This window comes from Qipengyuania sp. NPDC077563 (assembly GCF_044901345.1).
In the GTDB taxonomy this organism is placed as follows: Bacteria; Pseudomonadota; Alphaproteobacteria; order Sphingomonadales; family Sphingomonadaceae; genus Qipengyuania; species Qipengyuania aestuarii.
This window is the reverse complement of record NZ_JBJDPC010000002.1, coordinates 300,419-324,081: the sequence shown is the minus strand read 5'-3', so window position 1 is coordinate 324,081 and position 23,663 is coordinate 300,419. Positions and strand designations below refer to the sequence as shown.

Sequence of the window (23,663 nt, the reverse complement as noted above, 5' to 3'; positions counted from 1 at the left end):
CGGGCTGCCCCAAATTCTATCCGTACTGTTCGGAGATCATCCGTGCGTCGCTGCGCCCCAGCCGCCGCAGACGTAGACGACGGCGAAGAGGAACAGCCACACGACGTCGACGAAGTGCCAGTACCAGGCAGCCGCTTCGAAACCGAAGTGCTGGCGCGGGGTGAAGTGGCCCTTGTAGGTCCGTACGAGGCAGACGATCAGGAAGATCGTGCCCACCAGCACGTGGAAGCCGTGGAACCCGGTCGCCATGTAGAAGGCCGAGCTATAGGTGTTTCCTCCGAAAGCGAAGGGTGCGTGGGCGTATTCATAAGCCTGGATGCAAGTGAACACCGCGCCCAGGATGATGGTGAGCCAGAGGCCCTTCTTGAGGCCTTCGCGGTCGCCGTGGATCAGCGAATGGTGAGCCCAGGTGACGGTCGTGCCAGAGCACAACAGGATCAGCGTGTTGAGAAGCGGAAGACCGAAGGGATTGATGACAGCTTCGATCGCTGCGGGCGGAAATTCGCCGCCAATCACTTCGGAAATTTCGGAAGGGAAGAGCGAGAAATCGAACCAGCTCCAGAACCAGCCAACGAAGAACATCACTTCCGACGCGATGAACAGGATCATCCCGTAACGCATGTGCAGCTGGACGATCGGAGTGTGATCGCCGCGTTCGGCTTCCTTCACGATGTTCGAGAACCAGCTGAAGAATGTGGCGATCAGACCCGCGATACCGAGGCCGAGCACGAGGTGTGCCGAAGGCATTTCGTGCATGTACAGCACCATGCCGCTGGTAAAGATCAGCGCCGAAAACGAACCGATGAACGGCCAGATGTCGGGTTCGAGGATGTGATATTCGTGATTGACGTTACCAGCCATTGTACCTGTGTCCTGGGTTTCGCTTAGCGCAAGGCCCTTAATGCGCGTTTGCCTGCGGGTCTAGGGGCAGAAGGCCCTTATTCCTTCGCTTCGTGGAAAGTGTAGGAAAGGGTGATCTGCTCCACCCCATCCATATTCGGATCATCGAGCGCTTTCGGATCGACGAAATAAAGTACGGGCATGCGAACTTCCTGCCCGGGTTGCAGCGTCTGCTCGGTGAAGCAGAAGCACTGGATTTTGTTAAAGTAAGCTCCTGCCTGCTCCGGCTCGACATTGAAGGTCGCCGTGCCGGTAATGGGCCGGTTAGTATTGTTCTTCGCCAGATAGATCGCCATGTCCCGCTGGCCGATGGTCACGGTGTCGGTCACCTGTTCGGGGTGGAAGCTCCAGCCAAGGCCTGGCGCAACATTTCCATCGAACCGGATCGAAATCTCCTGCCCGCCCGAAGATTTTGCAAACCGTTCGGCAATTGCCGCGTCGCTTTCAGTGGCGCGCTGCGTGGTTCCGGCAAATCCGGTAACCTGACAGAATAACTGGTAAAGCGGCACCGCTGCGTAACCCAACCCCAGCATCGCCGCAGCACCAACCAACGCCAATAGCGCCGTGCGGTTCTTCCGGGATTCCAAGGTCGCGGTCGTCATAGGGGCCTCACATTCTTACGATGGTGATAGCATAAAACAGCACTGCCATGAACAGCAGGATCCCGCCAAGAACCAGATTGCGGCTCTTCTGCCGACGGCGATATTCTTTCTCTTCTTCGGGCGTCATCCGAAAACTCCGTAATGTGCCGCAAGGCGGTCGACGACGAGCGCTCCGAAAAGCGCAAAGAGGTAGAACACGCTGAATGCGAACAGGCGCTTTTCCTTCATCATCCGGTCGCCTTCGACAGCGGTGCGGAACGCAACCGGCACGCTCATCAGCAGGAAAACCAGCGAGAGCGCGATGGCCGTGACACCGTAAATAGCGCCGGTCCCGCCGATCAGCCATGGCGCAGCGGCGATGGGCACCAGCAGCACGCAATAGGCGATGATCTGGCGGCGGGTGGATTTTTCACCCTTCACGACCGGCATCATGGGAATACCGACCTTGGCATAATCGCTCTGCACGAAGAGGGCGAGAGCCCAGAAATGTGGCGGCGTCCAGAAGAAGATGATCGCAAACAGCAAGACCGGCATCAGCGTGATATCGCCGGTTACCGCGATCCAGCCGATCATCGGAGGAAAGGCACCCGCCCCGCCACCGATGACGATATTTTGCGGCGTACGCGGCTTCAGCCAGATTGTGTAGACGACCGCATAATAGACAATGCTGATAGCGAGAATCGCAGCAGCGAGCCAATTCACGCCCAGCCCCATGATCATGACCGAGGCTGCTGACAGTAATATACCGAAGTCGCGCGCATCGGTGCGGTTCATGCGGCCCGAGGGAAGCGGACGCTTGGAGGTGCGCTTCATGCCCGCATCGATGTCGGCTTCCCACCACTGATTGAGAGCCGCCGCCCCTCCCGCGCCAATGGCGATGCAGAAGATCGCAGTGAAGGCAATGACAGGGTGAATCGAACCGGGCGCGGCCAGCAGACCGCAGAGGCCGGTGAAGATGACCAATGTCATCACGCGCGGCTTGGTAAGCGCGAAAAAATCGCGCCAGTCCGCGGGGAGCTGGGATGATGAGACGGCGTCGGTCATGGGAATCTCGTGATCCCGCCTATAGTCCGTTACGAAGCGCTGTCCAATCCGTCTCGTGACATTCGCATAATCACCATGGTTCCGATCTCCGCGGACGGACATCTGCTGGAGAAGCTGAAATCCCCATCCGGCAGAAACGCTAGGCCGATCGTGTAGCTGCCGCAACCTATGGCTACGGGCCTTGCCTCGCGCCACTCGCCTCCGACAATATCCGACCTCCAGACTGCAAAATCTTCTCCCGTTGGCCCGTAGAGACCGCGACTGAACAGCAGCGTTTTCCCATCGGTGGAAAGAGTCGGATCGAATTCGCTGAGCGGTCCGTTGACTGCAGGTCCGAAATTGCGTGGACCTTCGGGATTAGCGGGATCGCCCATGAACAGATCGTGTTTTCCTGCGCCGCCCCAGCCATCCGAAGCGAAAAGCAATTTGCCCTTCGCGAGCGGCCAAGGCGCCCATTCATCGCCTGCGCTGTTGACCGACGGGCCCAGATTTCGTGGCGGGTTGAAGCCAAAGGCGCCCAACCGTTTGGAAACATAGATATCCGTGCCACCCTTCCCGCCGGGACGGTCGGAATGGAAATAAAGCCGTGTTCCGTCCGGCGAAAAGGCCGGGTCGAAATCTTCTCCCGAACCGTTAATGGCGAGGCGTGCGGGCGGCGACCATTGACCATCAGCCGCCCGGTGACGTTCCCAGAGATCCAGACGGCCGCGTCCACTGCGTCCCACCGCTCCCCATACCTGCTGAAGCCCGTCGGGCCGTTCCGCCAGCTTGACCTCCTCGGCTTCCGCTGTGCTTATGACGCCCGGTGCGACGATCTCGGCTTCCTCGTTCAGGAGAGAAGTCTGTACGGGCATCGAGGGTGCACACGAACCCAGAACGGCAAGGTATAGCGGAGAAAAGGCGGGGAAGCGTTTCACCCTTTTAGAGCCGGTCGAGCCAGTCGATTAGCAGCCGATTGACTTCGTCCGGGCTCTCCTGCTGGGTCCAGTGCCCGACATTGTCGAGGATATGCCCTTCGACCTTCGGTGCACTCATTTTCATCAGTGCGATCGGGTCGCTGACCGCGCCGAACAGAAATGTCGCGGGATCGCGCGTGCCGCCGATGAAGAGCGCCGGCTGTTCGATCTGCTGGCCCTTCCATTCTTGAAGCCATTCGAAGTCCGCGACGTGATTGCGATATCGGTTGAGCGGGCCGCGGAAGCCCCATTGACGGAATTCGTTTTCGTAATAGTCGAGATCGGCTTTACTGAGCCATGGCATCGGCTCGGGATCGGGCAGGCCTTCCAGGAAGGTGGCTCCGTAAGGTTTGCTGAAATAGTCACCGGGAGGAACGTCGCCGCTGATGGAATACATCATGCGCTCAACCCAATCGCGGGGGTCTCTTTCCGCTTCCGCCTCAGCGACGCCCGGCTCCTGGAAATATTCCTGATAGAAGAACTTGCCCTGCGAGGTGAAATGCTGGTGGAAGACCTCGGTGAACGGGCGGCTCGGTACTCCCGCAAAGGGCACAGCCATGCCCGCGACTGCGTGAAAGTGTTCGGGGTTGGTAAGCGCCGTATTCCAGACGATCGGCGCGCCCCAGTCATGGCCGACAAGGATTGCAGGCCGGTCTGGCTGAAGTGCCATCTTGAGGCCGACCAGGTCGCCGACGATCCGCTCGAGGGCATAGGCCTCGATGGGGTGCGGCTTGTCTGAACCACCGTAGCCGCGCACGTCGATCGCACAGGCCGTGAAGCCGGCCTCTGCCAGCGGACCCAACTGATGCCGCCAGCTGTACCAGCTTTCGGGAAATCCATGCACCAGAATGACGAGATCGCCGGGGCCATCCCGAGGTTCTTCGATCGCACATCGCAGCTGCACCTCGCCGACATCGATCATTCGCATCTCTGGCATGGTCACTCCCTCATCCGCGCAAAAGAAAACGGCCGGCCCCTCATGGGACCGGCCGCTCTGTCTTGTCCAGTCTCGGAAGAGATCAGCCGTGTGCCGGCTTCGCCTCTCCGATGTGGTTGTGGTAATCGTGATGCTCTTCGATCACCGGCAGTTCGCTGAACTGATGGAACGGCGGCGGGCTGGACAAGGTCCATTCCAGCGTCGTCGCGCCTTCGCCCCAATAGTTCGGAGCAGCCTTCTTGCCTGCCACGAAAGCATAGATGATGTTGGCGAAGAACAGCAGCATGGAAGCGGCCATGATCTCGTAACCGATCGAGCTGATCTCGTTCCAATAAGCATAGGCTTCCGCATAGTCGGGATAGCGGCGCGGCATGCCCTGCCATCCGAGGAAGTGCTGCGGGAAGAAGATCACGTTCACGCCGACGAAGAAGCCCCAGAAGTGGAGGTGCGCCAGCAGTTCGGAGTGCATGCGGCCGCTCATCTTCGGGAACCAGTAGTAGAACCCGGCGAAGAGCGAGAACACGGCGCCCATCGAAAGCACGTAGTGGAAGTGAGCAACGACGAAGTAAGTATCGTGCACCACATCGTCCACGCCTCCATTGGCGAGATAGACGCCGGTCACACCGCCCACGGTGAAGAGAAAGATGAAGCCCAGCGCCCACACCATGGGAGACTTGAACTCGATCGAACCGCCCCACATCGTCGCGATCCAGCTGAAGATTTTCACGCCAGTCGGGACCGCGATGACCATGGTGGCCGCGGTGAAGTACATCTTCGTGTTCACGTCGAGGCCCACGGTATACATGTGGTGCGCCCAGACGATGAAGCCGACCACGCCGATCGCGACCATGGCATAAGCCATGCCGAGGTAGCCGAAGACCGGCTTGCGGCTGAAGGTCGCCACGATCTGGCTGATCATGCCGAAACCGGGCAGGATCATGATGTACACTTCGGGGTGACCGAAGAACCAGAACAGATGCTGGTAAAGGATCGGATCGCCGCCGCCGGCCGGATCGAAGAACGTCGTGCCGAAGTTACGGTCCGTGATGAGCATGGTGATTGCAGCGGCAAGCACCGGAAGCGCCAGCAGCAGCAGGAAGGCAGTAACCAGCACCGACCAAACGAACAGCGGCATCTTGTGCAGGGTCATGCCCGGCGCACGCATGTTGAAGATGGTGGTGATGAAGTTGGTTGCTCCCAAGATCGAGCCAGCACCGGCAAGGTGCAGCGCGAAAATCGCGAAGTCCACTGCCGGGCCGGAGGATCCGGAGGTCGAGAGCGGAGCGTAGACAGTCCAGCCCGTACCTGCGCCCGGTCCCGTGCCGCCCGGCACGAAGAGCGAGAACATCAGCGAGAAGAAGCCCGCTACGGTCAGCCAGAACGAAATGTTGTTCATGCGCGGGAACGCCATGTCAGGCGCACCGATCATGAGCGGGACGAACCAGTTGCCGAAGCCACCGATCATCGCCGGCATGACCATGAAGAAGACCATGATCAGGCCGTGGGCCGTGATGAACACGTTCCACATGTGCAGTGAGGTATCGAAATCGGCGTTTCCGCCCATGAACTCGGCCCAGAACTGGAGGTACTGGATGCCCGGTTCATGCAACTCTGCGCGCATGATACCCGAAATAGCGCCACCGACGATGCCCGCGATGATCGCGAAGATCAGGTAGAGCGTACCGATGTCCTTGTGGTTGGTGGACATGAACCAGCGCGCGAAGAAGCCGGGCTTGTGGTCGGCATGATCGTCGTGCGCGTGGTCGGCGTGGGCCTGGAAGTTATCGGCGGTGGTAGCCATCGGTTGGTCTCTCGGCTTCGTATATTAGAAAAAGCTTACTATTACGCTTCGGTCGGTGCAACCGGTGCCGCACCTGCACCCGGCGCGCCGGGTTCACTGCTTTCGGGTTCCTGCAGCGGAGCGGCAGAAGGATTGGCTTCTACACCTTCTTCTTCCGCACCGGCAATCGTGCCGCCCTGAGCAAGAACCCAGGCGTTGTACTGGTCCATCGGCAGAGCTTCCACTGCAATCGGCATATAGCCGTGGCGTGCGCCGCACAGTTCCGAACACTGGCCGTAGTATACGCCGGGCTCATCGACCTGGAAGATCTTTTCGTTCAGGCGGCCCGGAACGGCGTCCATCTTGAACCAGAGGCTCGGCACGGCGAACGAATGGATAACGTCGGCGCCGGTGACCTGCAGGCGGATCGGCACGCCGACGGGGACGACCATGCGATTGTCGACCGCAAGCTGGTGCGGTTCGCCGCGGGCATCCGCTTCATCGGCATCCAGCATGTTAGAAACGATCTCGAAGTCGCCGTTGTCGGGATAGGCATAACCCCAGTACCACTGATAGCCGATCGCCTTGATGGTGATGGCGTCCTTGGGCGGCGTTTCATACTGCTTGGCAATCAGCGTGATCGAAGGGATGGCGATGCCGAGCAGTATAAGCGCGGGAACGACCGTCCAGACGACCTCGACCAGCGTGTTGTGGCTCGTCTTCGACGGTACCGGGTTCGCTTTCCGGCGGAAACGGATCACGACGTAGAGCATCAGCGCAAGCACGAAGGCACAGATCAGCACCATGACCCAGATCAGGCCGGAGTGGAGCGCGTAAGCGAACTCGCCAGTCTGCGAATACTGAGGCTGAATGTCGATGCCCGCATCCACCGGCATCCCCTTGCCTGCGGTCGGCTTCATCGGTGTGTAAGCTCCGCTGCCCGCTGCTACTGCATCGGGATCGGCCACATCCGCAGCTTCGGCAGGATCGACTGCCTCAAGCGCTGCCGAGGGAGTTTCATCGGGAACAGGGCCGACGAGGTCGCCTTGCTCCAGAGTCGTCTGCGCCAACGCCACCTGTGCGCCAAGCAGCAGCGAAACGGCCATCGCCAGGCTGGCTACGATCCGGTGAAATCCGAGAGTTTTCATTAGGTTGGAACTCTTTCGTGTCGTGTCGTCTGTCGGTATGCGACGCTTTGCGAACTCCGCAAGCACGCAGGAATCCGCCCCTCAAGCGAGGCCCGGTTGCGATGCGCCCTATAGGCAGGGTTTGAGCCAGCCTCAAGCCGCGGCGGGATAAAAATATACATCCTCCTTTGCCTCTTGCGCAAATCGTCGCGAGGCGCTTTGGGTTTTCGCACTATGACAGAAGACGAAATCCTCTCCGAATTCCGCGCCAGCGACGCCCTGCTGCAAGGTCACTTCCTGCTCTCCAGCGGACGCCACAGCGGGCATTATCTACAGTGCGCACGCGTGCTGATGAACGCCGAGCGCGCCGGACGACTCGCCTTTGCGCTTGGCCAGAAGATACCGCGAGATATCCGCAATCAGATAGATGTGGTCGTGAGCCCTGCAATGGGCGGCATCATCATCGGCCAGGAAATGGGACGCGCTCTGGGTAAAGACGCCATGTTCCTCGAACGTCCCGAGGGCACTTTCGAGCTGCGGCGCGGTTTCCGTCTGGAGCCGGGTGCCAAGGTCCTGATGGTGGAAGATGTCGTCACTACCGGTCTCTCCAGCAAGGAAGCCATCGAAGCGGTAAAGCGCGAAGGCGGCGAAGTGATCGCCGAGGTTGCTCTGGTCGATAGAAGCAACGGGTCCGCCGATCCGGGCGTGCCGTTCTTCCCGCTCATTCACATCAATTTCCCGACCTATGCCGAAGACGAGGTGCCCGAGGCGCTGGCGGCCATCGAAATCACCAAGCCCGGAAGCCGCAAGGCTTGATCTTTCGCCCCTTGCTCCTTGCCTCTGCGCTCACTCTTCTTGGCGCTTGCGCGTCAGTTGGCGGGGTGCCCGGAGAGGGAGTGACGAATGCTACAAACGCGGCTGACACCGCAATTTCCAGGCTGGCCGAGGCCAATGGTTTTCGCGGCGAAATCGCCTTCTCTTTGGGCGGCAAGGACATACAGAGCCGCACCTTTGGGCCGATGGCAGCGGATCAGCCCTGGCCCTGGGCTTCGGTGACCAAGCAAGTTGTGGCCACATTGGCCATGCAACAGGTCGCCATGGGCAAGCTGTCGCTCGACGAACCAGTCGGACGCTACATCCCTCGTCTCGTAGGCAGTAGCGTCACCTGGCGTGAACTGCTTCAGCATCGGTCCCCTCTTCCCAATCCCGACGAAGCTGGATCATCGGGTGATTGGCCTGCGTTCTACACGAGCGACCTTCCCTCGACTCTGGACTGGTGTACGAGCACGCTGGGCGAGCCTCCGGAGACGGGCTATAGCTATAACAATTGCGATTACATCGTGCTTGGTGCGGCCCTCGAGATTGTAACGGGACATTCTCTCGAGAAACTTGTCTCCGACATGGTCGCCGGCCCAGCCGGATTAACTGGAACACGCTTTCTGGGCGGCGGCGACACGCTTGAATTTGCAAGTTCTGACGAACTCTATCGAAAGATCCTTCCTCGCTACGGCGCAGCGGGCGGCTTGATTGGGCCGCTTTCGGATATGGTCAGATTTGACCGGGCCCTGCTCGCCAAACGTCTCCTCGCCGAGGAACCATTACAAGCGATGTGGACCGGTGATCCGGCGCTTGGGTACATGGCTCTGGGCCAATGGGCATTCGCCGCGCCTCTCGCCGGCTGTATCGGCGATGTCCGGATTGTCGAGCGCCGCGGTGCCATCGGCAAATATCAGATTCGCAATCTCATCCTGCCCGACAGCGGCATCATCGTCGCAATGGCCACAGAGCAAGGAGAAGATATCTTCTCCTTCGGCGAAGTGTGGTCCGGGAACGGCTTTACCTTCGACATATTGAGCGCAGTTGCATGTCAATGACCCCTCCCCTCCGCCTGGGCGTGAACATCGATCACGTCGCCACCATTCGCAATGCGCGCGGTGGCGACCATCCCGATCCGGTTCGCGCTGCCCAAATCGTGGCGAGTGTCGGCGGCGACGGTATCACTGCCCATCTGCGCGAGGATCGCCGCCATATCAGGGATGCCGATCTGCGGCGTATTCAGGAAGCGACCGACCTGCCGCTCAATCTCGAGATGGCTGCGACGGAAGAAATGCTGGAGATCGCGCTGCGTCATGCTCCGCATGCAGCCTGTATCGTGCCGGAAAAGCGCGAGGAACGCACGACTGAAGGCGGGCTCGATGCGGCGGGACTGCACAATACGCTGACGCCGATCGTCGCCAAATTGCGCGATGCAGGCATTCGCGTCTCGCTGTTTATCGAGGCGACAGAGCGACAACTCGACGCTGCTCTGCGGCTTGGTGTGCCGGTGGTGGAATTCCACACTGGAGAGTATGCCCACGCCCACCTGGACGGCGATAACGAAAGGATGGCCCAGGAGCTCAAGCGCGTCGCCGACATGGCCGCCCTAGCGGCGAAGAACGGCATCGAGCCGCATGCTGGCCATGGGCTCACCTATGAAAACGTGCAGCCGATTGCCGCCATTCCGCAGCTCGCCGAACTCAACATCGGCCACTATCTCGTTGGAGAAGCTGTGTTTGTTGGCCTGGAGCAGGCGGTGCGCCACATGCGCGAATTGATGGACGAGGCCAGATGAGAGGAACGCTCAGATGATCATCGGCATGGGCAACGATCTGACCAATATGGACCGCATCGCCAATTCGCTGGAACGTTGGGGCCAGAAATTCGAGCAGCGGTGTTTTACCGATGTCGAGCGTGCCAAGGCGGACAAGCGTCCCTTCACCCGGGTCGGCACTTTTGCCAAGCGCTGGGCGGCGAAGGAAGCCTTTGCCAAAGCGGTCGGGACAGGGTTCTCGCAAGGCGTATTTCACAAGGACATCGGCGTAGTGAATGCCCCATCTGGCGCGCCGACGCTTCATCTGACTGGCGGCGCGGCGGAAAGGCTTGCCGAAATGGTGCCGCAGGGCCATGAGGCGCGCATTCATCTAACTCTCACCGATGATCATCCATGGGCACAGGCATTCGTGATCATCGAAGCCCTTCCCGAATGAGTGCAGATACCGCCGCAGTGACCGACAAGACCAAGAAGAACAAGCAGGACGACAAGCGCGTCGACTGGATCGCAGAAATTCGCGGCCTGGCCTTGATGTTGCTGGCAGTTTTCGCGTTTCACAGCTTTATCGCCAAGCCTTTCTACATTCCCTCGGAATCGATGCTGCCGAACCTGCTTGTCGGCGACCGGCTGGTGGTCAGCAAATATCCCTATGGCTGGAACTGGTCCTCGATCAGTTTTCATCTAGCGCCGCGCGGCGATTGGCGGCTGTTCGCCTCTACGCCCGAATATGGCGATATCGTGATCCCGGTTCACCCCGAGCGGGACGAGGATTACATCAAGCGGGTTGTTGCCCTACCCGGCGACCGGATCGCGGTTCAGAACGGCCAGATCATTCTCAACGGTAATCCGATCCGGCAGGAAGCAGAGCCCCCGCTCGACCTCCCGGTCGACGAGAATTCGCGCTGCTACGGATTTGGCGATCCCACCTTCCTGGTGAATAACGACGATGGAACGCCGGTTTGCCGGGTGCCGGTGTACCGGGAAACCCTGCCCAATGGGGCGACCTACCTGATAATCGACCACCTCAATCAGCCGCTCGACAACTTCGCCGAGATCACCGTTCCCGACGATGCCGTGTTCGTAATGGGCGACAACCGCGACCATTCGGCCGACAGCCGCGAACTCAATTCCTCGCGGGGCCTGCTGGGGCCGGTTCCGCTGACCAATATCGGCGGCCGGGCGGAATTCATCACCTTCTCGCTCGATGGCACGACGACGCTCAACCCCATCTCCTGGTTTACAAGCTTGCGTGAAGGCCGTGCCTGGACCACGCTCCGCCCGGCGCAGACAGGGAACCGCACGGAATGACTGATAAATCGTCGGAGACTGCAAACGAGCAGGTCGATACGAGCGACCTTGCCTATCACGACGATCCGGGCGCAAGCCCGACCTATATCGGCGATCCGAAGCTGCGGTTCGAAGCTGGCCGCGCGCTCGTCTGGGGGCTTGTCATCGGGCTGATCGTGTTGGTGATCCACATCTCCCAGTCGCTGCTGGTGATTTTCGGCGCCATGGTCTTTGCCTGCATGGTCGACGGCGGGGCGCGCCTCTTGGCCAAGGTCATTCCTGTCGGGCGCGGCTTGCGGGTAGCCATCGTGCTGCTGCTGGTGACGGCATTCTTTATCTGGCTGGGATATTTCGCCGGATCGCAGATCTCGCAGCAGGCCGCCCAATTCCCGTCGATCATTAATGAGCAACTCGGGCGGCTGATCGGCTTCCTCCAGTCGAAGGGCTTCGCCATCCGGTCCGGCGACATCCAGAGTTTCGCCGGCAGCATGGCAAGCGGTGTCGGCACGGTAACCAAAGCGATCGGCGGCATTTTCGGCGGACTTACCACACTATTTTTGATCATAATTATCGGCATTTACCTCGCAATCGACCCACGCATTTACGAGCGCGGCGTCGCGTGGATCGTGCCCGCGAGCCAGCGCGGCGGGTTCTACGACACGCTGAGCCACCAGGCCTATACGCTGCGGCGCCTGATGGCCGGGCGACTGGTGGGCATGGCCTTCGAGGGATTCTTTACCTGGATCATGCTCGCATTCGGCGGGATGGTGATCGGGACCGGCTCGGTCCCTATGGCGGCTTTGCTGGGTTTGCTGACCGGCCTTCTGGCCTTCATCCCGAACATCGGCGCCATTATTTCAGGCATTCTGATGGTCCTCGTTGGTTTCTCCGGCGGGACTGACATGGGGCTCTATACGATCTTCGTCTATTTCCTCGTCCAGAACTTCGACGGCTATGTGCTAGTGCCCATGATCGCCAAGAAAACCGTCGATCTGGCGCCCGCGCTGGTGCTTTCTGCGCAGCTGATTTTCGGGGTGCTGTTCGGCCTGTTGGGGCTGGCGCTGGCGGATCCGTTGCTGGCGATGATCAAGGTGGCGCTCGAACGGCGGTCGGCGCGCCGCAAGGGAGATGTCGAACCCCACGCCGCGCCGGAAGCTGCCTGACATGGTCCGCAAGTTCCTTTTCATCGTCGCATTGCTCATCGTGATCGTCATCGGCGGGGCTATCGCGCTGTCGATATGGTCGCGCGAAGCCACTGAAATCGCTTTTGTTCCTCGCGGAGACTTCGTCGAGCAGGAGGCGCTGGCCGCCAATGCCTATGAAGATCCGGAGATGTGGTATTCGCGGCCCGGCCTGGGGACGAGCGACCCGGCGCGGTACCAGCCGGCCATCGCCCAGCCTGCCGAAAACGAGGCTGGCGCAGCTACCAATCCGACCGCAGAGAGCACCCCAAATCGTTCCGGAATTGGCCCCGAACGCCCTCTTGATCGGGCCGCTGACGCCCGAACAACGGGTTCCGTCACCGGAGAAGCCGCCGATCCGGCCGCAATCCCCGATTTCGCCGTCTTCTTCGTTCCGCCGACCAGTTTCCTGAAAGCCGGAGGCACCGCCTGGAACGCCACGCTGGACGATGCGGCGACCAACAGCCGGGCGCGAACCTTCCTGCGCGGGCTGGCCAGCCCCTTCAACCGGGCCGACGAAATCTGGGCGCCGAAATACCGCCAGGCGGCAGCCGGGGCCTTCCTGACCGACCGGCCCGAGGCGCAGCAGGCGATCGACGCGGCCTATGCCGATGTGGCGCAGGCGTTCGACTATTTCCTGGACAGCGTCGATCCCGAAAAGCCCATCGTGCTGGCCGGCCACAGCCAGGGCGCGATCCATATCCTGCGCCTGCTGATCGACCGGGCCGAGGCGCGCGGGCTGAGCGACCGGATCGCCGCGGTCTATGCCATCGGCTGGCCGATCTCGATCGAACACGATCTGCCCGCCCTGCCCCTTCCGGCCTGCGCCGCCCCCGCACAGACCGGCTGCCTGATCGCCTATTCCGCCTTCAGCGACGACGGCGATGCCGATCTGTTCGAAAGCCGGTACCAGGCCACCCCCGGTTTCGACGGGCAGCCGCGCGGCGAAGGGCCGATCCTGTGCGTCAATCCGCTGACCGGGGCGACCGGCGGCTCGGCCCCGGCAGAGGCCAATCTCGGCACGCTCAAGCCCAGCGCCGATCTGCGCTCGGGCGAGCTCATCGTGGGCGCCATTCCCGCCCGCTGCGACGAACGCGGCCTGCTGCTGATCGGCGATCCGCCCGATCTTGGCCCCGGCGTGCTGCCGGGCGGCAATTACCACGTCTACGACATCCCGCTGTTCTGGAAGAATCTGCAGGAAGACGTGCTGCGCCGGGTCCGCGCGCTGGCTGCACCGGCTACGCCGGCTCCCTCCGAAGCGTGATTACCGCCAACGCGCTGGAATATGGCGATGCGCTGCCCGAAGGCGGCGCGCTGCTTGGCCTCGATCTCGGCACCAAGACCATCGGTGTGGCCGTGTGCGATGCCGGCTGGCGCTATGCCACAGCGGGCAAGACCGTGCCGCGCAGCAAGTTCACCAAGGATGCGGGCAAGCTGAAGGAGATCGTCGCCGAGCGGAATATCAAGGGTATCGTGATCGGCCTGCCGCTCAACATGGACGGCAGCGAGGGCCCGCGCGCGCAGGCGAGCCGCGCCTATGCCCGAAATCTTTCCCAGGCGCTTGAACTTCCCATCCTTCTATGGGACGAAAGGTGGTCGACCTCGAGCGCGCTCAGCGCCATGATCGGCCAGGACATGAGCCGTGCGAAGAGGGCAGAGAAGGTCGACAGCCACGCCGCTGCGATCATTCTGCAGGGTGCGATAGACGCTTTGGCAGGTGGCGGTTTTTGATGGGGAGCAAAAACGGATATGAGTTTTCTGAAAGTCTTCGAGCAGCCAGACAACTGCGATGACCAGACAGGCGGTTTCCTGTCGGCAGCCGGACGCGCGGCGGCGTTCTGCGTGCTGGTGATCCTGTTCATGCTGACCGTCTACACGCTCTGGTAGGACGCTGGCGGGCGGGTCACGTAAGAAGACTATCTCCAGAGCATCCAAGTGGCTATCGCACCAAGCAATGACGACGAAGGCGGATGGCCGGAACGGCCATTCTGCTTGGAGATAGCGGCATGAGTAGCAAAGTGTGGATGAGCAGCGTGCTGAGCAATCATAATATCGGCTTGAAGCAGGGCGCGCGAACCAAGTTTTTTGGCCATGAATGGAATCCCGCTTCTCTGGAGATACCGCTTTCGCCCGATGACGTTCACGCTGCATCAAGGCGTCATCGAGAGGGCTTTGCGCTTGAGCGATCGGAATTCCCTGAGGCCATAGCGGTATGGGATCAAAAGCGCTTCAAGAAGGTGAAAGAGATCTTCATGGCGGGCCCGTTCTACGCCGTGCAGGGCAAGCTCGCCGAAGTTCTGGCCCGTTTCGATCTGGGCGAAGGCGGCTTGCTGCCGTTTACCATTTATCAGGCGGATCTGGAAACCCCCTATCCCGGCGAGTTCTTCTTGCTGAACTTCGGATGCCGCAAGGATACCTTAGTCCCAGAGTCGAGCAAAAAAGTTTCCAAATTTGTGGTCGTAAAGAAAACGGGTCAACAGCGGTGGAAAGTTGATGACTGGATCGAGGATGAAGTTGTTCTTCGCGATGCGGCACTAGAAGGGCCAGACCTCTGGTTCGAGGAAGCGCTTTATAACAAGATATTCGTGTCTGATGCGCTAGCTCAAGCGATCATGGATATCGGCATGAAAGATGTCTTCGCGCTCGAAGAATGCCGGATCGCGGGCGAAGCGCAATGAGCGAGGATCCCCGCAATCGCGTTTTGGGCGTCGAAGTCCAGCATATCCGGGCCATTATTGCCTGAACTGCCAGCTTTGCTACGGAAGTGCTGGTCTGCCTTTCCAGAAGCATTGCGTTAGTTCGCCCGATCGTCAGGCGGCAGCTCCCCGAAACGCTGGTCGAAGTCAGCGGCGATATCGGCCAGCGAGACATGGGCCAGGCGTTCCAGCAACAATATCTCCGCCTCGCGCAGCGCACTCTCCAGTGAGGCGTTGACGGCCTGTTCCACCAGACACGCCGGGTCGGGATCGGCGGGGCCGAGCGCAAAAATCCGGTTCTCCCCCAGCGCGCGGTGCACATCGAGCATGGTGATCTCGTGCAGCTTGCATGTCAGCGACCAGCCTCCCCCATGGCCCTTGACCGAGCGCACGTAACCGGCATCGCGAAGCCCTGCCATCGTCCGCCGGATCACGACCGGATTGGTGCCCAGCATCACCGCAGCCGCATCGGACGTCAAAGGTCCGTCCATCCGGCCCATGTGGATCAGCAGGTGAAGCATTCGGGAAAGGCGCGCGTCCAAATTTTCGAACTCCGATTAGGTACCATCGCGATATCATGTCACATTCGATGTTGCAAAAGGTCTGAAAGCCTATCATGTAACAGGTAATGTTATGTGAAAGGTGACGACATGTACGATGTGATTGTGGTGGGCGGCAGTTTTGCAGGAATGTCGGCTGCGATGCAGCTGGCGCGGGCGCGGCAGAAGGTGCTCGTGATCGATGCGGGGATGCCCCGTAACCGCTTTGCAGACGAAGCCCACGGCTTTCTGGGACAGGATGGCCGGGCACCTGCAGCGATCATCCGCGATGCCCGTGCTCAATTGCTGCGCTATCCCAGTGCCGAGGTAATCTCCGGCGAGGCCATCGCTGCCCGTGCCGACGGCGATGGATTCGCCATCGAGGTGGCGGGCAGCAGCGAACACCGCGCCAGGCGTCTCGTCCTGGCAACCGGCGTCGCGGACGAGTTGCCGCCGATACCGGGCATGAGCGAGCGCTGGGGAGAAACCGTGCTCCACTGTCCTTACTGCCACGGATACGAAATGCGGGACCTGCCGCTCGGCGTGATCGCGGCCCATCCTATGTCCGCGCATCAGGCCGTCCTGATCCCCGACTGGGGGCCGACCACCTATTTCACCCAGGGAGAATTCGAGCCCGAACCGGCCGAGATCCATGCCTTCGCCGCTCGCGGCATCACCATCGAGCGTACTCCGGTGGTGGAACTGATGGGCGAAGCGCCCGCCCTCGACGGCGTCCGCCTCGCGGATGGACGGCTCGTGGAAGTAGCGGCGGTGTTTACGGCGCCGCGAACCAGGCCCGCCACGCCGCTCGCCGCGATGCTCGGATGCGTGCACGAGGATGGACCAACCGGACCTTACGTCAAGATCGACGAATGGGGCGCCACCTCGGTCGCCGGGGTATGGGCGGCGGGCGATGGCGCCACGCCGATGCACAATGCCACGCTTGCCTCCGCAGCGGGGGTGCTGGCGGGCATCGGAGCGCATCAGGCTTCTGTCAGAGCGGCGGCGTGAGGATAGCCGGTGGTGCGCGGTAAGCCGACGCTGTGCCGGCTTTATGATCGAGGCGGCAGATGTCGGAGTTGAATGGCTCCAAGCCCATCTTCGAATTACCGTCGGCTTCCATCTCCGGGATAAAGGCGTAGACCATCAGGCCACGCCTCCTTCAGTCTCGCTTCGCGTAAGCGATGCATTACCAACCTGCTCGTAGTGCCGCAGCCCGAACCCGGTGAGCTCGGCGGCTAGCAGCGCTTCGCCGAACGCGTCGGAACAGTGCACAAAATTTCGTACGTGATAGGCATCGCGCCACAGGTGGTGGTCGCCGATCGCATTCAGGCTGAACACCGGCTTTTGTTCGGGCTCGGCGGCCGAGTCGAAGCTCCAAAATCCGCGCCTAAGTCCATCCTCCATCCGCTCATCGTAACTGCCACGCCAAGTGAGCGTCGTCAGTTCCGGGTCAAGCGTATCCAGCAGGTTGCAGCACACGAACCAATAAAAGGTGTCGAACGGCTCGACATCGTTCTCATGGCGCAGCATCCGCACCGGCAAGAACTGATGCACATCCGGCTCGAAGCGCTCTACGAGGTTGCGAAAGCGGGGCGAGACCAGCATGATCTCGTTATTGCCCAGCGCATAATCGGGCGGCGGTTTGCGCTTGTCAGGCCACAGCACTTTTTCGGGTGCGGAATCGGGATTGACGGCATAGCCATACCCAATCACGAATTGATCGCGCGCAGCAGCGCGGCGATCGACCTTGTCGGGTTCGAGATACTGAAGCTGATCCCAACCCCGCTGCTCGTTGCCTAGGATCTCGGAACGCGGCGTGAATTCGTACACACTCTTTTTGCCAAGCGAATAGACCATGTCTTTATTCCCAACCCGATTTACGCGAAAAGCGACGACCAACCACCGAACGCACGCACACGGCGCATTTGGAAGCAGCTCGCCCCTCAAACCTGCTCGTATTGCCAAAGCTCGAACCCAGTCAGCTCGGCGGCCAGCAGCGCTTCGCCGAAAGCGTCCGAGCAGTGGACAAAATTTCGTACGTGATAGGCATCGCGCCATAGGTGATGGTCGCCGATCGCTTTCAGGCTGAACACCGGCTTCTGCTCCGGCTTGACGGTTTGGTCGAAATGCCAGAAGCCGCGTCGCAATCCGCACTCCATTCGCTCCTCGTAGGAGCCCTCCCAAGTCAACGTGGTCAGATCCGGGTCGAGCGTATCAAGCAGGTTGCAGCACACGAACCAGTAAAAGGTGTCGAACGGTTCGGTATCGTTTTCGTGGCGCAGCATGCGCACCGGCAGGAACTGGTGCACATCCGGCTCGAAACGCTCGACCAGATCGCGAAAGCGGGGCGAGACCAGCATGATCTCATTATTGCCCAGCGCATAATCGGGCGGCGGCTTGCGCTTGTCCGGCCACAGCACCTTATGGGGTGCGGTATCGGGATCAACGGCATAGCCATACCCGATTACGAATCGCCTGCGCGCAGCAGCATGTCGATCGACCTTTTCGGGTTCGAGATACTGGAGCTGATCCCAGCCCCGCTGCTCGTTACCCAGGATCGCCGAACGCGGCGTGAACTCGTAAACGCCTTTCGCTCCCAGCGAATAGACCATGCCTTTACCCCAACCCAATGTACGCAAAAAGCGACGACCAGCCGCCGAACGCATGCACACGGCGCATTCGGAAGCAGCTTTGCGAACCCAGTTTTCAGCGCTGAGAGAGCGCCCCCTGCACCAATTCCCCCCAATTCGATACCGGTTCTATAAAGCCCGATGTCCGGCGGTGCGCAAGCGGCAAAGATGCTGAAGGGGGGCCTTGCCACGCTAACCTGCCGGGCGTGGATATTCCGCAACCAGGGAAAGGAAGCTGGCATTTGAGGTTGGACAATAGGCCCCGAATGCCGCAGAGCTACTGGGCTGAATTTACGTGGGTTTGCCAACGCAAGTGACTGAAAAATGAATGATAGCGTGAACCAGCCCAAGTTCGATCCCGTCACGGCGACCCCGTTCCTGACCAGCCGCGGGCATCCCGGCTGGCTGGGCATGCGCTATGCCGATCACGGGGAGGACTGGGTCGAGCTGGAGCTGCCCTGGCGCGAGGATCTGCTGGGCGAGGAAGGGCAGCAGGTGCTGGCATCCGGCCCGATCCTGAGCCTCATGGACATGGCCAGCGGGATCGCGATCTGGAAGGCCGCGGACCGCTTCGAACCCATTGCCACGCTCGATCTGCGGGTGGATTACGTCCGCCCTGCCCGCGCCGGTGCGGCGGTGTTCGGCCGCTCGCAATGCTATCGGATCACGCGCAGCGCCGCCTTCGTCCGCGGGCTGGCGCATGACGGCGATGCCGATGATCCGGTCGCGCATATCCAGGGCGTCTTCATGAAGATCAGCGCCAATGTGAAACGGGAGGTGCCCGGTGGCTGAGGCGAAGGACCATCCCGATATCGAGCTGCTGACGCCCTATGCAAGGTCGCTGGGCATCAAGCTGTCCGAGTGGGAAGACGATGCCCCGGTGATGACGGTGGAATTCGTCGAGGCGGTCGAGGGCCGCCCCGAGCATTTCCATGGCGGCGCGACCGGCGGGCTGCTGGAGACGGCGGGCTATGCCGCGCTGCGCACCGAGCTGGCGCGGATCGGGCGCGATGCGGTGCTCAAACCCATCAACATCACCGTGCAATATCTGGCCGCGGGCAAGAGCCAGGCGAGCTTCGCCAAGGGGCGCATCACCAAGCTGGGGCGGCGGAGCGCCAATCTGACGGTCGAGGCATGGCAGGACGACCGGTCCCGCCCCATCGCCACGGCGGTAATGAATGTGCTGATGGCCGAGCCTGAGGGCTGATGCTTGGGGCTGATGCTGGGGGCTAATTGCCCTCGGTAAGCTCGCGGTCGAATTCGCGCCGGACATCTTCATAGCGTTGTTCGGCCTGCTCGCGCCGCTGTTCGGCGGCGCGGCGGGCTTCCTCGATCGCCTGTTCATCGACCCCGATGCCGTTTTCGCCCACGCGGATATCCACCGGCACGCCGTCGATCTCGGTCGAGAAAACGGCTTCGCCATTGCTGATGCGGACGCGCGAATTGCCGTCGCCGATGGGGATATCGCCAAGATCGGGCACGTCGAGCGGTTCGACCGGGCCGCCCGGATCGGGCAGGTCGGTCGGTGCTGGGCGGCTGGGGGCAGCGCTGGTGCCTAAGGCCTGGCTCATGAAATCGCGCCAGATGCGCGCGGGCATTCCGCCGCCCGACACGCCCTTGAGCGGGGTGTTGTCATCGTTGCCGATCCACACGCCGACCACCAGATCCCCGGCATAGCCCACGAACAAGGCATCGCGGTTGTTCTGGGTGGTGCCGGTCTTGCCGAAAGCGGGCATGGACAGCTTCGCGCTGCGCCCGGTGCCGCCGTCGATCACGCCGCCCAGCAATTGCTCCATCTTGCGCGCGGTCGAGCCCGACAGGCTGGAGGGGCCATCGACCATGCGTTCGAGCCAGCCGCGTTCGGGCACGGCAAAGGCGCGCGGTTCGACCGGGAAGGCATTGCCTGCCACCCCTGCATAGGCCGCGGTTAGTTCGAGCAGGCTCATGGTGGAGGTGCCCAGCGCCATGCTGGGATCGCCCTTGGCCAGCGGCGATGTGACGCCTAGGTCGCGCGCGGTCTCGATCACCTTGGCGCTGCCCACTTCGCCGAACAGGCGCACGGCGGCGACGTTGCTCGATTGCGCGAAGGCCTGCTGCAGCGTCAGGCTTTCGGAATAGCGCCCGCCCGAATTTTCCGGGCGATAGCCGCCCTGTTCGATCCGGCGGTTGCTGATCGTATCATCAGGGTCCCAGCCATCGCGCAGCGCGGCGAGATAGACGAACAGCTTGAACGTCGATCCCGGCTGGCGCTTGGCCTGCGTGGCGCGGTTGAAGGGCGATTTTTCGTAATCCTTGCCGCCGATCATGGCGACGACTTCGCCATTGGTGCGCATCGCCACCAGCGCCACCTGCGCATTGCCCAGCGGCGCGCGGCTGGTGACGCGGCGCGCGATGTTCTGCAATCGCGCATCGAGCGTGGTGGTCAGCGCCTGGCGCGAATAGCCGGTTTCCGACAGCTTGCGCGCCTCGGGCAGCGCCCAGTCGGCGAAATAAGTGCCGGTGGGCAGATCGCTTTTCAGCCGCACGTCGAGCGCTGGCGGGCGCATGGCCCTGGCTTCCGCTTCGGTGATGTAACCTGCCGCAACCATGGACTGGACCACCAGCTGCATGCGCTTTTCCGCGCGGTCATAATGGCGGGTGGGCGCATAGGCACTGGGCGCCTGCAACAGGCCCGCCAGCATGGCCGCCTGATTGGGCAGCAGGTTTTCCGGCTTGCGGTAGAAATAGTGGAGGCTGGCTGCGCGCAGGCCGTACACATTATCGCCGAAATAGGCGTTGGACAGATAGCGTTCGAGAATCTCGTCCTTGGTCAGCCGCGCTTCGAGCCAGAAGGCGATCAGCGCCTCGCGCGCCTTGCGCGACAGGCTGCGTTCGGGCGTCAGGAAGGTGAATTTCGCCAGCTGCTGGGTAATGGTGGAGCCGCCGCCCGTGCCGGTGAAGGCCGCACGGGCAATCCCGCGCGGATCGACGCCCCAGTGATCGTAGAACCGCCGATCCTCGATCGCGAGGAAGGCTTCGACCACATGCGGCGGCAGCGTGTCGATATCCACCGGCTCATCCACGATGGCCCCGTTGCGGGCGATGGGCGTGCCGTCGGATGCCAGCAGGGTGATCTGCGGCGCGGCAATCGGTTCGAGCGATTTGTTGAGCGGCGCGGTGATCGCCAGCCAGGCCACCAGCACCATGAACAGGGCGACCAGCGCGGCCAGGATGCGGACGATCCACCAGCGCTTGCGGCGGCCGAGCCAATGATCGCGCTGCCACCATTTGAGCCGCCGGCGTTCCTCGGCGGCGGCGGCGTGGTCGAGATCGTCGAGCCGGTCGTCCCACGCATCGTCATCGTCCCAGTCGTCGCTGAGCGCGTAATAGCCCCGATGCGCGGGCGGCTCCGGCTCGGTACGCTCTTTGCGGAAGATGGAATCAAACAAGGCCATGGCTTCACTGTGCTATATTAATAACACAGTTATGCATAGTGGCAGCAGGATTAACTCTTCCCAACGACGCTTTCGGGCAGATCGTCACCGAAGACGCGCTGGTAATATTCGGCCACCAGCATCCGCTCTTCCTCGTCGCATTTGTTGAGGAAGGAGAGGCGGAAGGCGAAGCCCACGTCCTTGAAGATGGCATAGTTCTGCGCCCAGGTGATGACGGTCCGCGGGCTCATCACCGTGCTGATATCGCCATTGATGAAGCCTTGGCGCGAAAGATCAGCCACCTTGATCATGTCGGCCAGGATCTTGGGATCGGTATCGGGGTTCTTCGCCTCGGTGATCTTCTGCTCGGTCTCGGCCGGCAGATAGTTCAGCGCGGTGACGATGTTCCAGCGATCCATCTGGCCCTGGTTGATCGCCTGCGTGCCGTGATAGAGCCCGCTCGTATCGCCGAGCCCGACCGTGTTGGCTGTGGCGAAAAGGCGGAAATTGGCATCGGGACGAATCACGCGGTTCTGGTCGAGCAGGGTCAGCTTGCCCTGCTGTTCGAGCACGCGCTGGATCACGAACATAACGTCGGGGCGGCCCGCGTCATATTCGTCGAACACCAATGCGACCGGGTGCTGGAGCGCCCAGGGCAGCAGTCCTTCGCGAAATTCGGTGACCTGCAAGCCGTCGCGCAGCACGATGGCATCGCGGCCGACGAGGTCGATCCGGCTGATGTGGGCATCGAGGTTGATGCGGATGCACGGCCAGTTGAGGCGCGCGGCAACCTGTTCGATATGGGTCGACTTGCCCGTGCCGTGATAGCCCTGGACCATCACCCGGCGATCATGCGCGAAACCGGCCAGGATGGCGAGCGTGGTGTCGGCATCGAAGACATAGGCGTCGTCGAGGTCCGGCGTGCGCGGATCGGGTTTGGAAAAGGCGGGCACCTTCCAGTCGATATCGATCCCGAAAGTCTCGCGCACATCGACCTCGATGTCGGGCGCGGGCAGGACGGTCTTTTCGGAAGGTTCGAAGCTCTTGTCGGTCATATCGTTCATCGCTCAAGCGACCTAGGCATTTATCTCGGCAACGCCAAGCCTATATTGGGATTGTGAACCGGCCCGATCCCCTCGAATTTCTACGCCAGCGCATAGTCGGCACCGTGCGCGCCACCTTCAACGAAGGCGATGCCAAGGCCCAGCCGCGCCCGGTGTCGGAGGATGCCCTGTTCGAAAAGGACAGCCCGATCCGCATGGTCCACGCCGATATCGTGGGCATGATGGTGGGTGGGATTCGCGGGCTGTTCCTGCAGATGCTGCACCCGCATGCGCTGCAGGGTGTGCTCGATTATTCGAATTTCCGCAGCGATATGCACGGCCGGCTGGCGCGCACCGCCCATTTCATCACCGACACGACTTTCGGCGACCGCGAGGTTGCCATGCAGTCGATCGAGCGGGTCAATCGCATTCACAGACACGTGAAAGGCACCCTGCCCGACGGTTCGCCCTATTCCGCCATCGATCCGCGCACGCTGGCCTGGGTCCATGTGGCGGAGGCGACCAGTTTCCTTGCGGGCTACATGCGCGTGACCCGCCCCGACATGCCAGGCCGCGAGCAGGACGAATATTACCGCCAGTTCGCAGCTGTTGCCGAGGCGCTGGGTGCCGATCCCATTCCCACCAACCGCAGGGAAGCGGAAGCGATTTTCCGCGAGCTGCGGGAGGATCTGCGCACCAGCCCGCAGGCGCGCGAGGTCGCGCAATTCGTGGTGTCGATAAAGCCCGAAGGCGCCCCGCCCGCGCTGCAGAAAGCGATCGTCAGCGAAAGCGTGGCGCTGCTGCCGCCCTTTGCCCGGTCGATGCTGGGTCTCAAGCGCCCCGCGCTGGGGGCCCTGTCGGCCCGGGCGATGACCTGGGGCACGGCCAAGACCCTGCGGTGGGCCTTCCGCCAGAGCTGACGAGGCCGGGTAATT

At 61.6% G+C, this 23,663-nt stretch carries 27 protein-coding genes; 14 read left to right on the top strand and 13 right to left on the bottom strand.

The window, feature by feature from the left end:
• Window positions 1-36: 36 nt before the first annotated feature.
• From ACI2I1_RS07370 to coxB, 7 genes are all read right to left on the bottom strand, one after another.
• Window positions 37-861 carry a cytochrome c oxidase subunit 3 gene (locus ACI2I1_RS07370; protein ID WP_404678585.1) on the bottom strand — a complete coding sequence of 275 codons (825 nt, stop codon included), beginning with the start codon at window positions 859-861 and terminating at the stop codon, window positions 37-39.
• A gap of 77 nt (window positions 862-938) precedes the next feature.
• A complete protein-coding gene (locus ACI2I1_RS07365; protein ID WP_221541983.1) occupies window positions 939-1,502 on the bottom strand; it encodes a cytochrome c oxidase assembly protein in 564 nt (187 codons plus the stop codon).
• 123 nt (window positions 1,503-1,625) lie between these two features.
• Window positions 1,626-2,546: a heme o synthase gene (locus ACI2I1_RS07360; RefSeq protein ID WP_404678584.1), complete on the bottom strand. Its 921-nt coding sequence runs from the start codon at window positions 2,544-2,546 to the stop codon at window positions 1,626-1,628.
• A gap of 29 nt (window positions 2,547-2,575) precedes the next feature.
• Entirely contained in the window at window positions 2,576-3,400 is an 825-nt protein-coding gene (locus ACI2I1_RS07355) for a TolB family protein (RefSeq protein WP_404678583.1), read from the bottom strand.
• A gap of 67 nt (window positions 3,401-3,467) precedes the next feature.
• Window positions 3,468-4,439 (bottom strand): alpha/beta fold hydrolase, encoded by a 972-nt coding sequence (locus tag ACI2I1_RS07350; RefSeq protein ID WP_404678582.1) that lies wholly within the window; start codon window positions 4,437-4,439, stop codon window positions 3,468-3,470.
• A gap of 82 nt (window positions 4,440-4,521) precedes the next feature.
• Window positions 4,522-6,240, bottom strand: coding sequence for a cytochrome c oxidase subunit I (gene ctaD, locus ACI2I1_RS07345; RefSeq protein WP_221541986.1), 1,719 nt, complete (start codon window positions 6,238-6,240; stop codon window positions 4,522-4,524).
• Window positions 6,241-6,281: 41 nt separating this feature from the next.
• Window positions 6,282-7,367, bottom strand: a complete 1,086-nt coding sequence (gene coxB / locus ACI2I1_RS07340) for a cytochrome c oxidase subunit II (RefSeq protein ID WP_224811203.1) — start codon at window positions 7,365-7,367, stop codon at window positions 6,282-6,284.
• A 213-nt stretch (window positions 7,368-7,580) separates the two neighbouring features.
• Between coxB and pyrE the strand changes: the two genes are divergently transcribed.
• The 10 genes from pyrE to ACI2I1_RS07290 all read left to right on the top strand — a co-directional run bounded on the left by pyrE (window position 7,581) and on the right by ACI2I1_RS07290 (window position 15,082).
• On the top strand, window positions 7,581-8,162 hold the full coding sequence (pyrE, locus tag ACI2I1_RS07335; protein WP_404678581.1) for an orotate phosphoribosyltransferase: 582 nt from the start codon (window positions 7,581-7,583) through the stop codon (window positions 8,160-8,162).
• An 80-nt stretch (window positions 8,163-8,242) separates the two neighbouring features.
• A complete protein-coding gene (locus ACI2I1_RS07330; RefSeq protein ID WP_404678580.1) occupies window positions 8,243-9,220 on the top strand; it encodes a serine hydrolase domain-containing protein in 978 nt (325 codons plus the stop codon).
• Window positions 9,217-9,957, top strand: a complete 741-nt coding sequence (locus tag ACI2I1_RS07325; RefSeq protein WP_221541989.1) for a pyridoxine 5'-phosphate synthase — start codon at window positions 9,217-9,219, stop codon at window positions 9,955-9,957. The genes ACI2I1_RS07330 and ACI2I1_RS07325 overlap by 4 nt, the downstream gene beginning before the upstream one ends.
• 13 nt (window positions 9,958-9,970) lie before the next feature.
• Complete coding sequence (acpS, locus tag ACI2I1_RS07320; protein ID WP_404678579.1) at window positions 9,971-10,372, top strand: holo-ACP synthase; 402 nt, start codon at window positions 9,971-9,973, stop codon at window positions 10,370-10,372.
• Window positions 10,369-11,244 carry a signal peptidase I gene (gene lepB / locus ACI2I1_RS07315; protein ID WP_224811200.1) on the top strand — a complete coding sequence of 292 codons (876 nt, stop codon included), beginning with the start codon at window positions 10,369-10,371 and terminating at the stop codon, window positions 11,242-11,244. Before acpS ends, lepB begins: the two co-directional genes overlap by 4 nt.
• Window positions 11,241-12,386 (top strand): AI-2E family transporter, encoded by a 1,146-nt coding sequence (locus ACI2I1_RS07310; RefSeq protein ID WP_404678578.1) that lies wholly within the window; start codon window positions 11,241-11,243, stop codon window positions 12,384-12,386. The genes lepB and ACI2I1_RS07310 overlap by 4 nt, the downstream gene beginning before the upstream one ends.
• A 1-nt stretch (window position 12,387) precedes the next feature.
• On the top strand, window positions 12,388-13,668 hold the full coding sequence (locus tag ACI2I1_RS07305) for a DUF3089 domain-containing protein (protein WP_404678577.1): 1,281 nt from the start codon (window positions 12,388-12,390) through the stop codon (window positions 13,666-13,668).
• Window positions 13,665-14,135, top strand: coding sequence for a Holliday junction resolvase RuvX (gene ruvX / locus ACI2I1_RS07300; RefSeq protein ID WP_224811197.1), 471 nt, complete (start codon window positions 13,665-13,667; stop codon window positions 14,133-14,135). Before ACI2I1_RS07305 ends, ruvX begins: the two co-directional genes overlap by 4 nt.
• Before the next feature lie 18 nt (window positions 14,136-14,153).
• Window positions 14,154-14,291 carry a hypothetical protein gene (locus tag ACI2I1_RS07295; protein ID WP_404678576.1) on the top strand — a complete coding sequence of 46 codons (138 nt, stop codon included), beginning with the start codon at window positions 14,154-14,156 and terminating at the stop codon, window positions 14,289-14,291.
• Window positions 14,292-14,410: 119 nt separating this feature from the next.
• Window positions 14,411-15,082 (top strand): hypothetical protein, encoded by a 672-nt coding sequence (locus tag ACI2I1_RS07290; protein WP_404678575.1) that lies wholly within the window; start codon window positions 14,411-14,413, stop codon window positions 15,080-15,082.
• Between the two features lie 116 nt (window positions 15,083-15,198).
• Here ACI2I1_RS07290 and ACI2I1_RS07285 read toward each other — a convergent pair whose 3' ends face one another.
• Entirely contained in the window at window positions 15,199-15,642 is a 444-nt protein-coding gene (locus ACI2I1_RS07285) for an Rrf2 family transcriptional regulator (RefSeq protein WP_404678574.1), read from the bottom strand.
• Between the two features lie 108 nt (window positions 15,643-15,750).
• Between ACI2I1_RS07285 and ACI2I1_RS07280 the strand changes: the two genes are divergently transcribed.
• On the top strand, window positions 15,751-16,650 hold the full coding sequence (locus ACI2I1_RS07280; protein WP_404678573.1) for an NAD(P)/FAD-dependent oxidoreductase: 900 nt from the start codon (window positions 15,751-15,753) through the stop codon (window positions 16,648-16,650).
• On the opposite strand, the gene ACI2I1_RS07275 is transcribed toward ACI2I1_RS07280, so the two are convergent.
• From ACI2I1_RS07275 to ACI2I1_RS07265, 3 genes are all read right to left on the bottom strand, one after another.
• A complete protein-coding gene (locus tag ACI2I1_RS07275) occupies window positions 16,634-16,786 on the bottom strand; it encodes a hypothetical protein (RefSeq protein WP_404678572.1) in 153 nt (50 codons plus the stop codon). The two genes, ACI2I1_RS07280 and ACI2I1_RS07275, sit on opposite strands and share 17 nt — an antisense overlap.
• Window positions 16,786-17,499 (bottom strand): imm11 family protein, encoded by a 714-nt coding sequence (locus ACI2I1_RS07270; RefSeq protein ID WP_404678571.1) that lies wholly within the window; start codon window positions 17,497-17,499, stop codon window positions 16,786-16,788. Before ACI2I1_RS07270 ends, ACI2I1_RS07275 begins: the two co-directional genes overlap by 1 nt.
• Before the next feature lie 86 nt (window positions 17,500-17,585).
• Window positions 17,586-18,272: an imm11 family protein gene (locus ACI2I1_RS07265; protein ID WP_404678570.1), complete on the bottom strand. Its 687-nt coding sequence runs from the start codon at window positions 18,270-18,272 to the stop codon at window positions 17,586-17,588.
• A 324-nt stretch (window positions 18,273-18,596) separates the two neighbouring features.
• Here ACI2I1_RS07265 and ACI2I1_RS07260 point away from each other — a divergent pair, with 324 nt between their 5' ends.
• Together ACI2I1_RS07260 and ACI2I1_RS07255 are read left to right on the top strand one after the other, a co-directional pair.
• Window positions 18,597-19,064 (top strand): PaaI family thioesterase, encoded by a 468-nt coding sequence (locus ACI2I1_RS07260; RefSeq protein WP_404678569.1) that lies wholly within the window; start codon window positions 18,597-18,599, stop codon window positions 19,062-19,064.
• Complete coding sequence (locus ACI2I1_RS07255) at window positions 19,057-19,479, top strand: PaaI family thioesterase (RefSeq protein WP_221542002.1); 423 nt, start codon at window positions 19,057-19,059, stop codon at window positions 19,477-19,479. The genes ACI2I1_RS07260 and ACI2I1_RS07255 overlap by 8 nt, the downstream gene beginning before the upstream one ends.
• A 22-nt stretch (window positions 19,480-19,501) precedes the next feature.
• Here ACI2I1_RS07255 and ACI2I1_RS07250 read toward each other — a convergent pair whose 3' ends face one another.
• Together ACI2I1_RS07250 and ACI2I1_RS07245 are read right to left on the bottom strand one after the other, a co-directional pair.
• Window positions 19,502-21,706, bottom strand: coding sequence for a transglycosylase domain-containing protein (locus tag ACI2I1_RS07250; RefSeq protein ID WP_404678568.1), 2,205 nt, complete (start codon window positions 21,704-21,706; stop codon window positions 19,502-19,504).
• Between the two features lie 50 nt (window positions 21,707-21,756).
• Window positions 21,757-22,749, bottom strand: a complete 993-nt coding sequence (locus ACI2I1_RS07245) for an AAA family ATPase (protein ID WP_221542004.1) — start codon at window positions 22,747-22,749, stop codon at window positions 21,757-21,759.
• 53 nt (window positions 22,750-22,802) lie between these two features.
• On the opposite strand from ACI2I1_RS07245, the gene ACI2I1_RS07240 reads away from it, so the two are divergent.
• Window positions 22,803-23,648, top strand: coding sequence for an oxygenase MpaB family protein (locus ACI2I1_RS07240; RefSeq protein ID WP_404678567.1), 846 nt, complete (start codon window positions 22,803-22,805; stop codon window positions 23,646-23,648).
• Window positions 23,649-23,663: the final 15 nt, after the last annotated feature.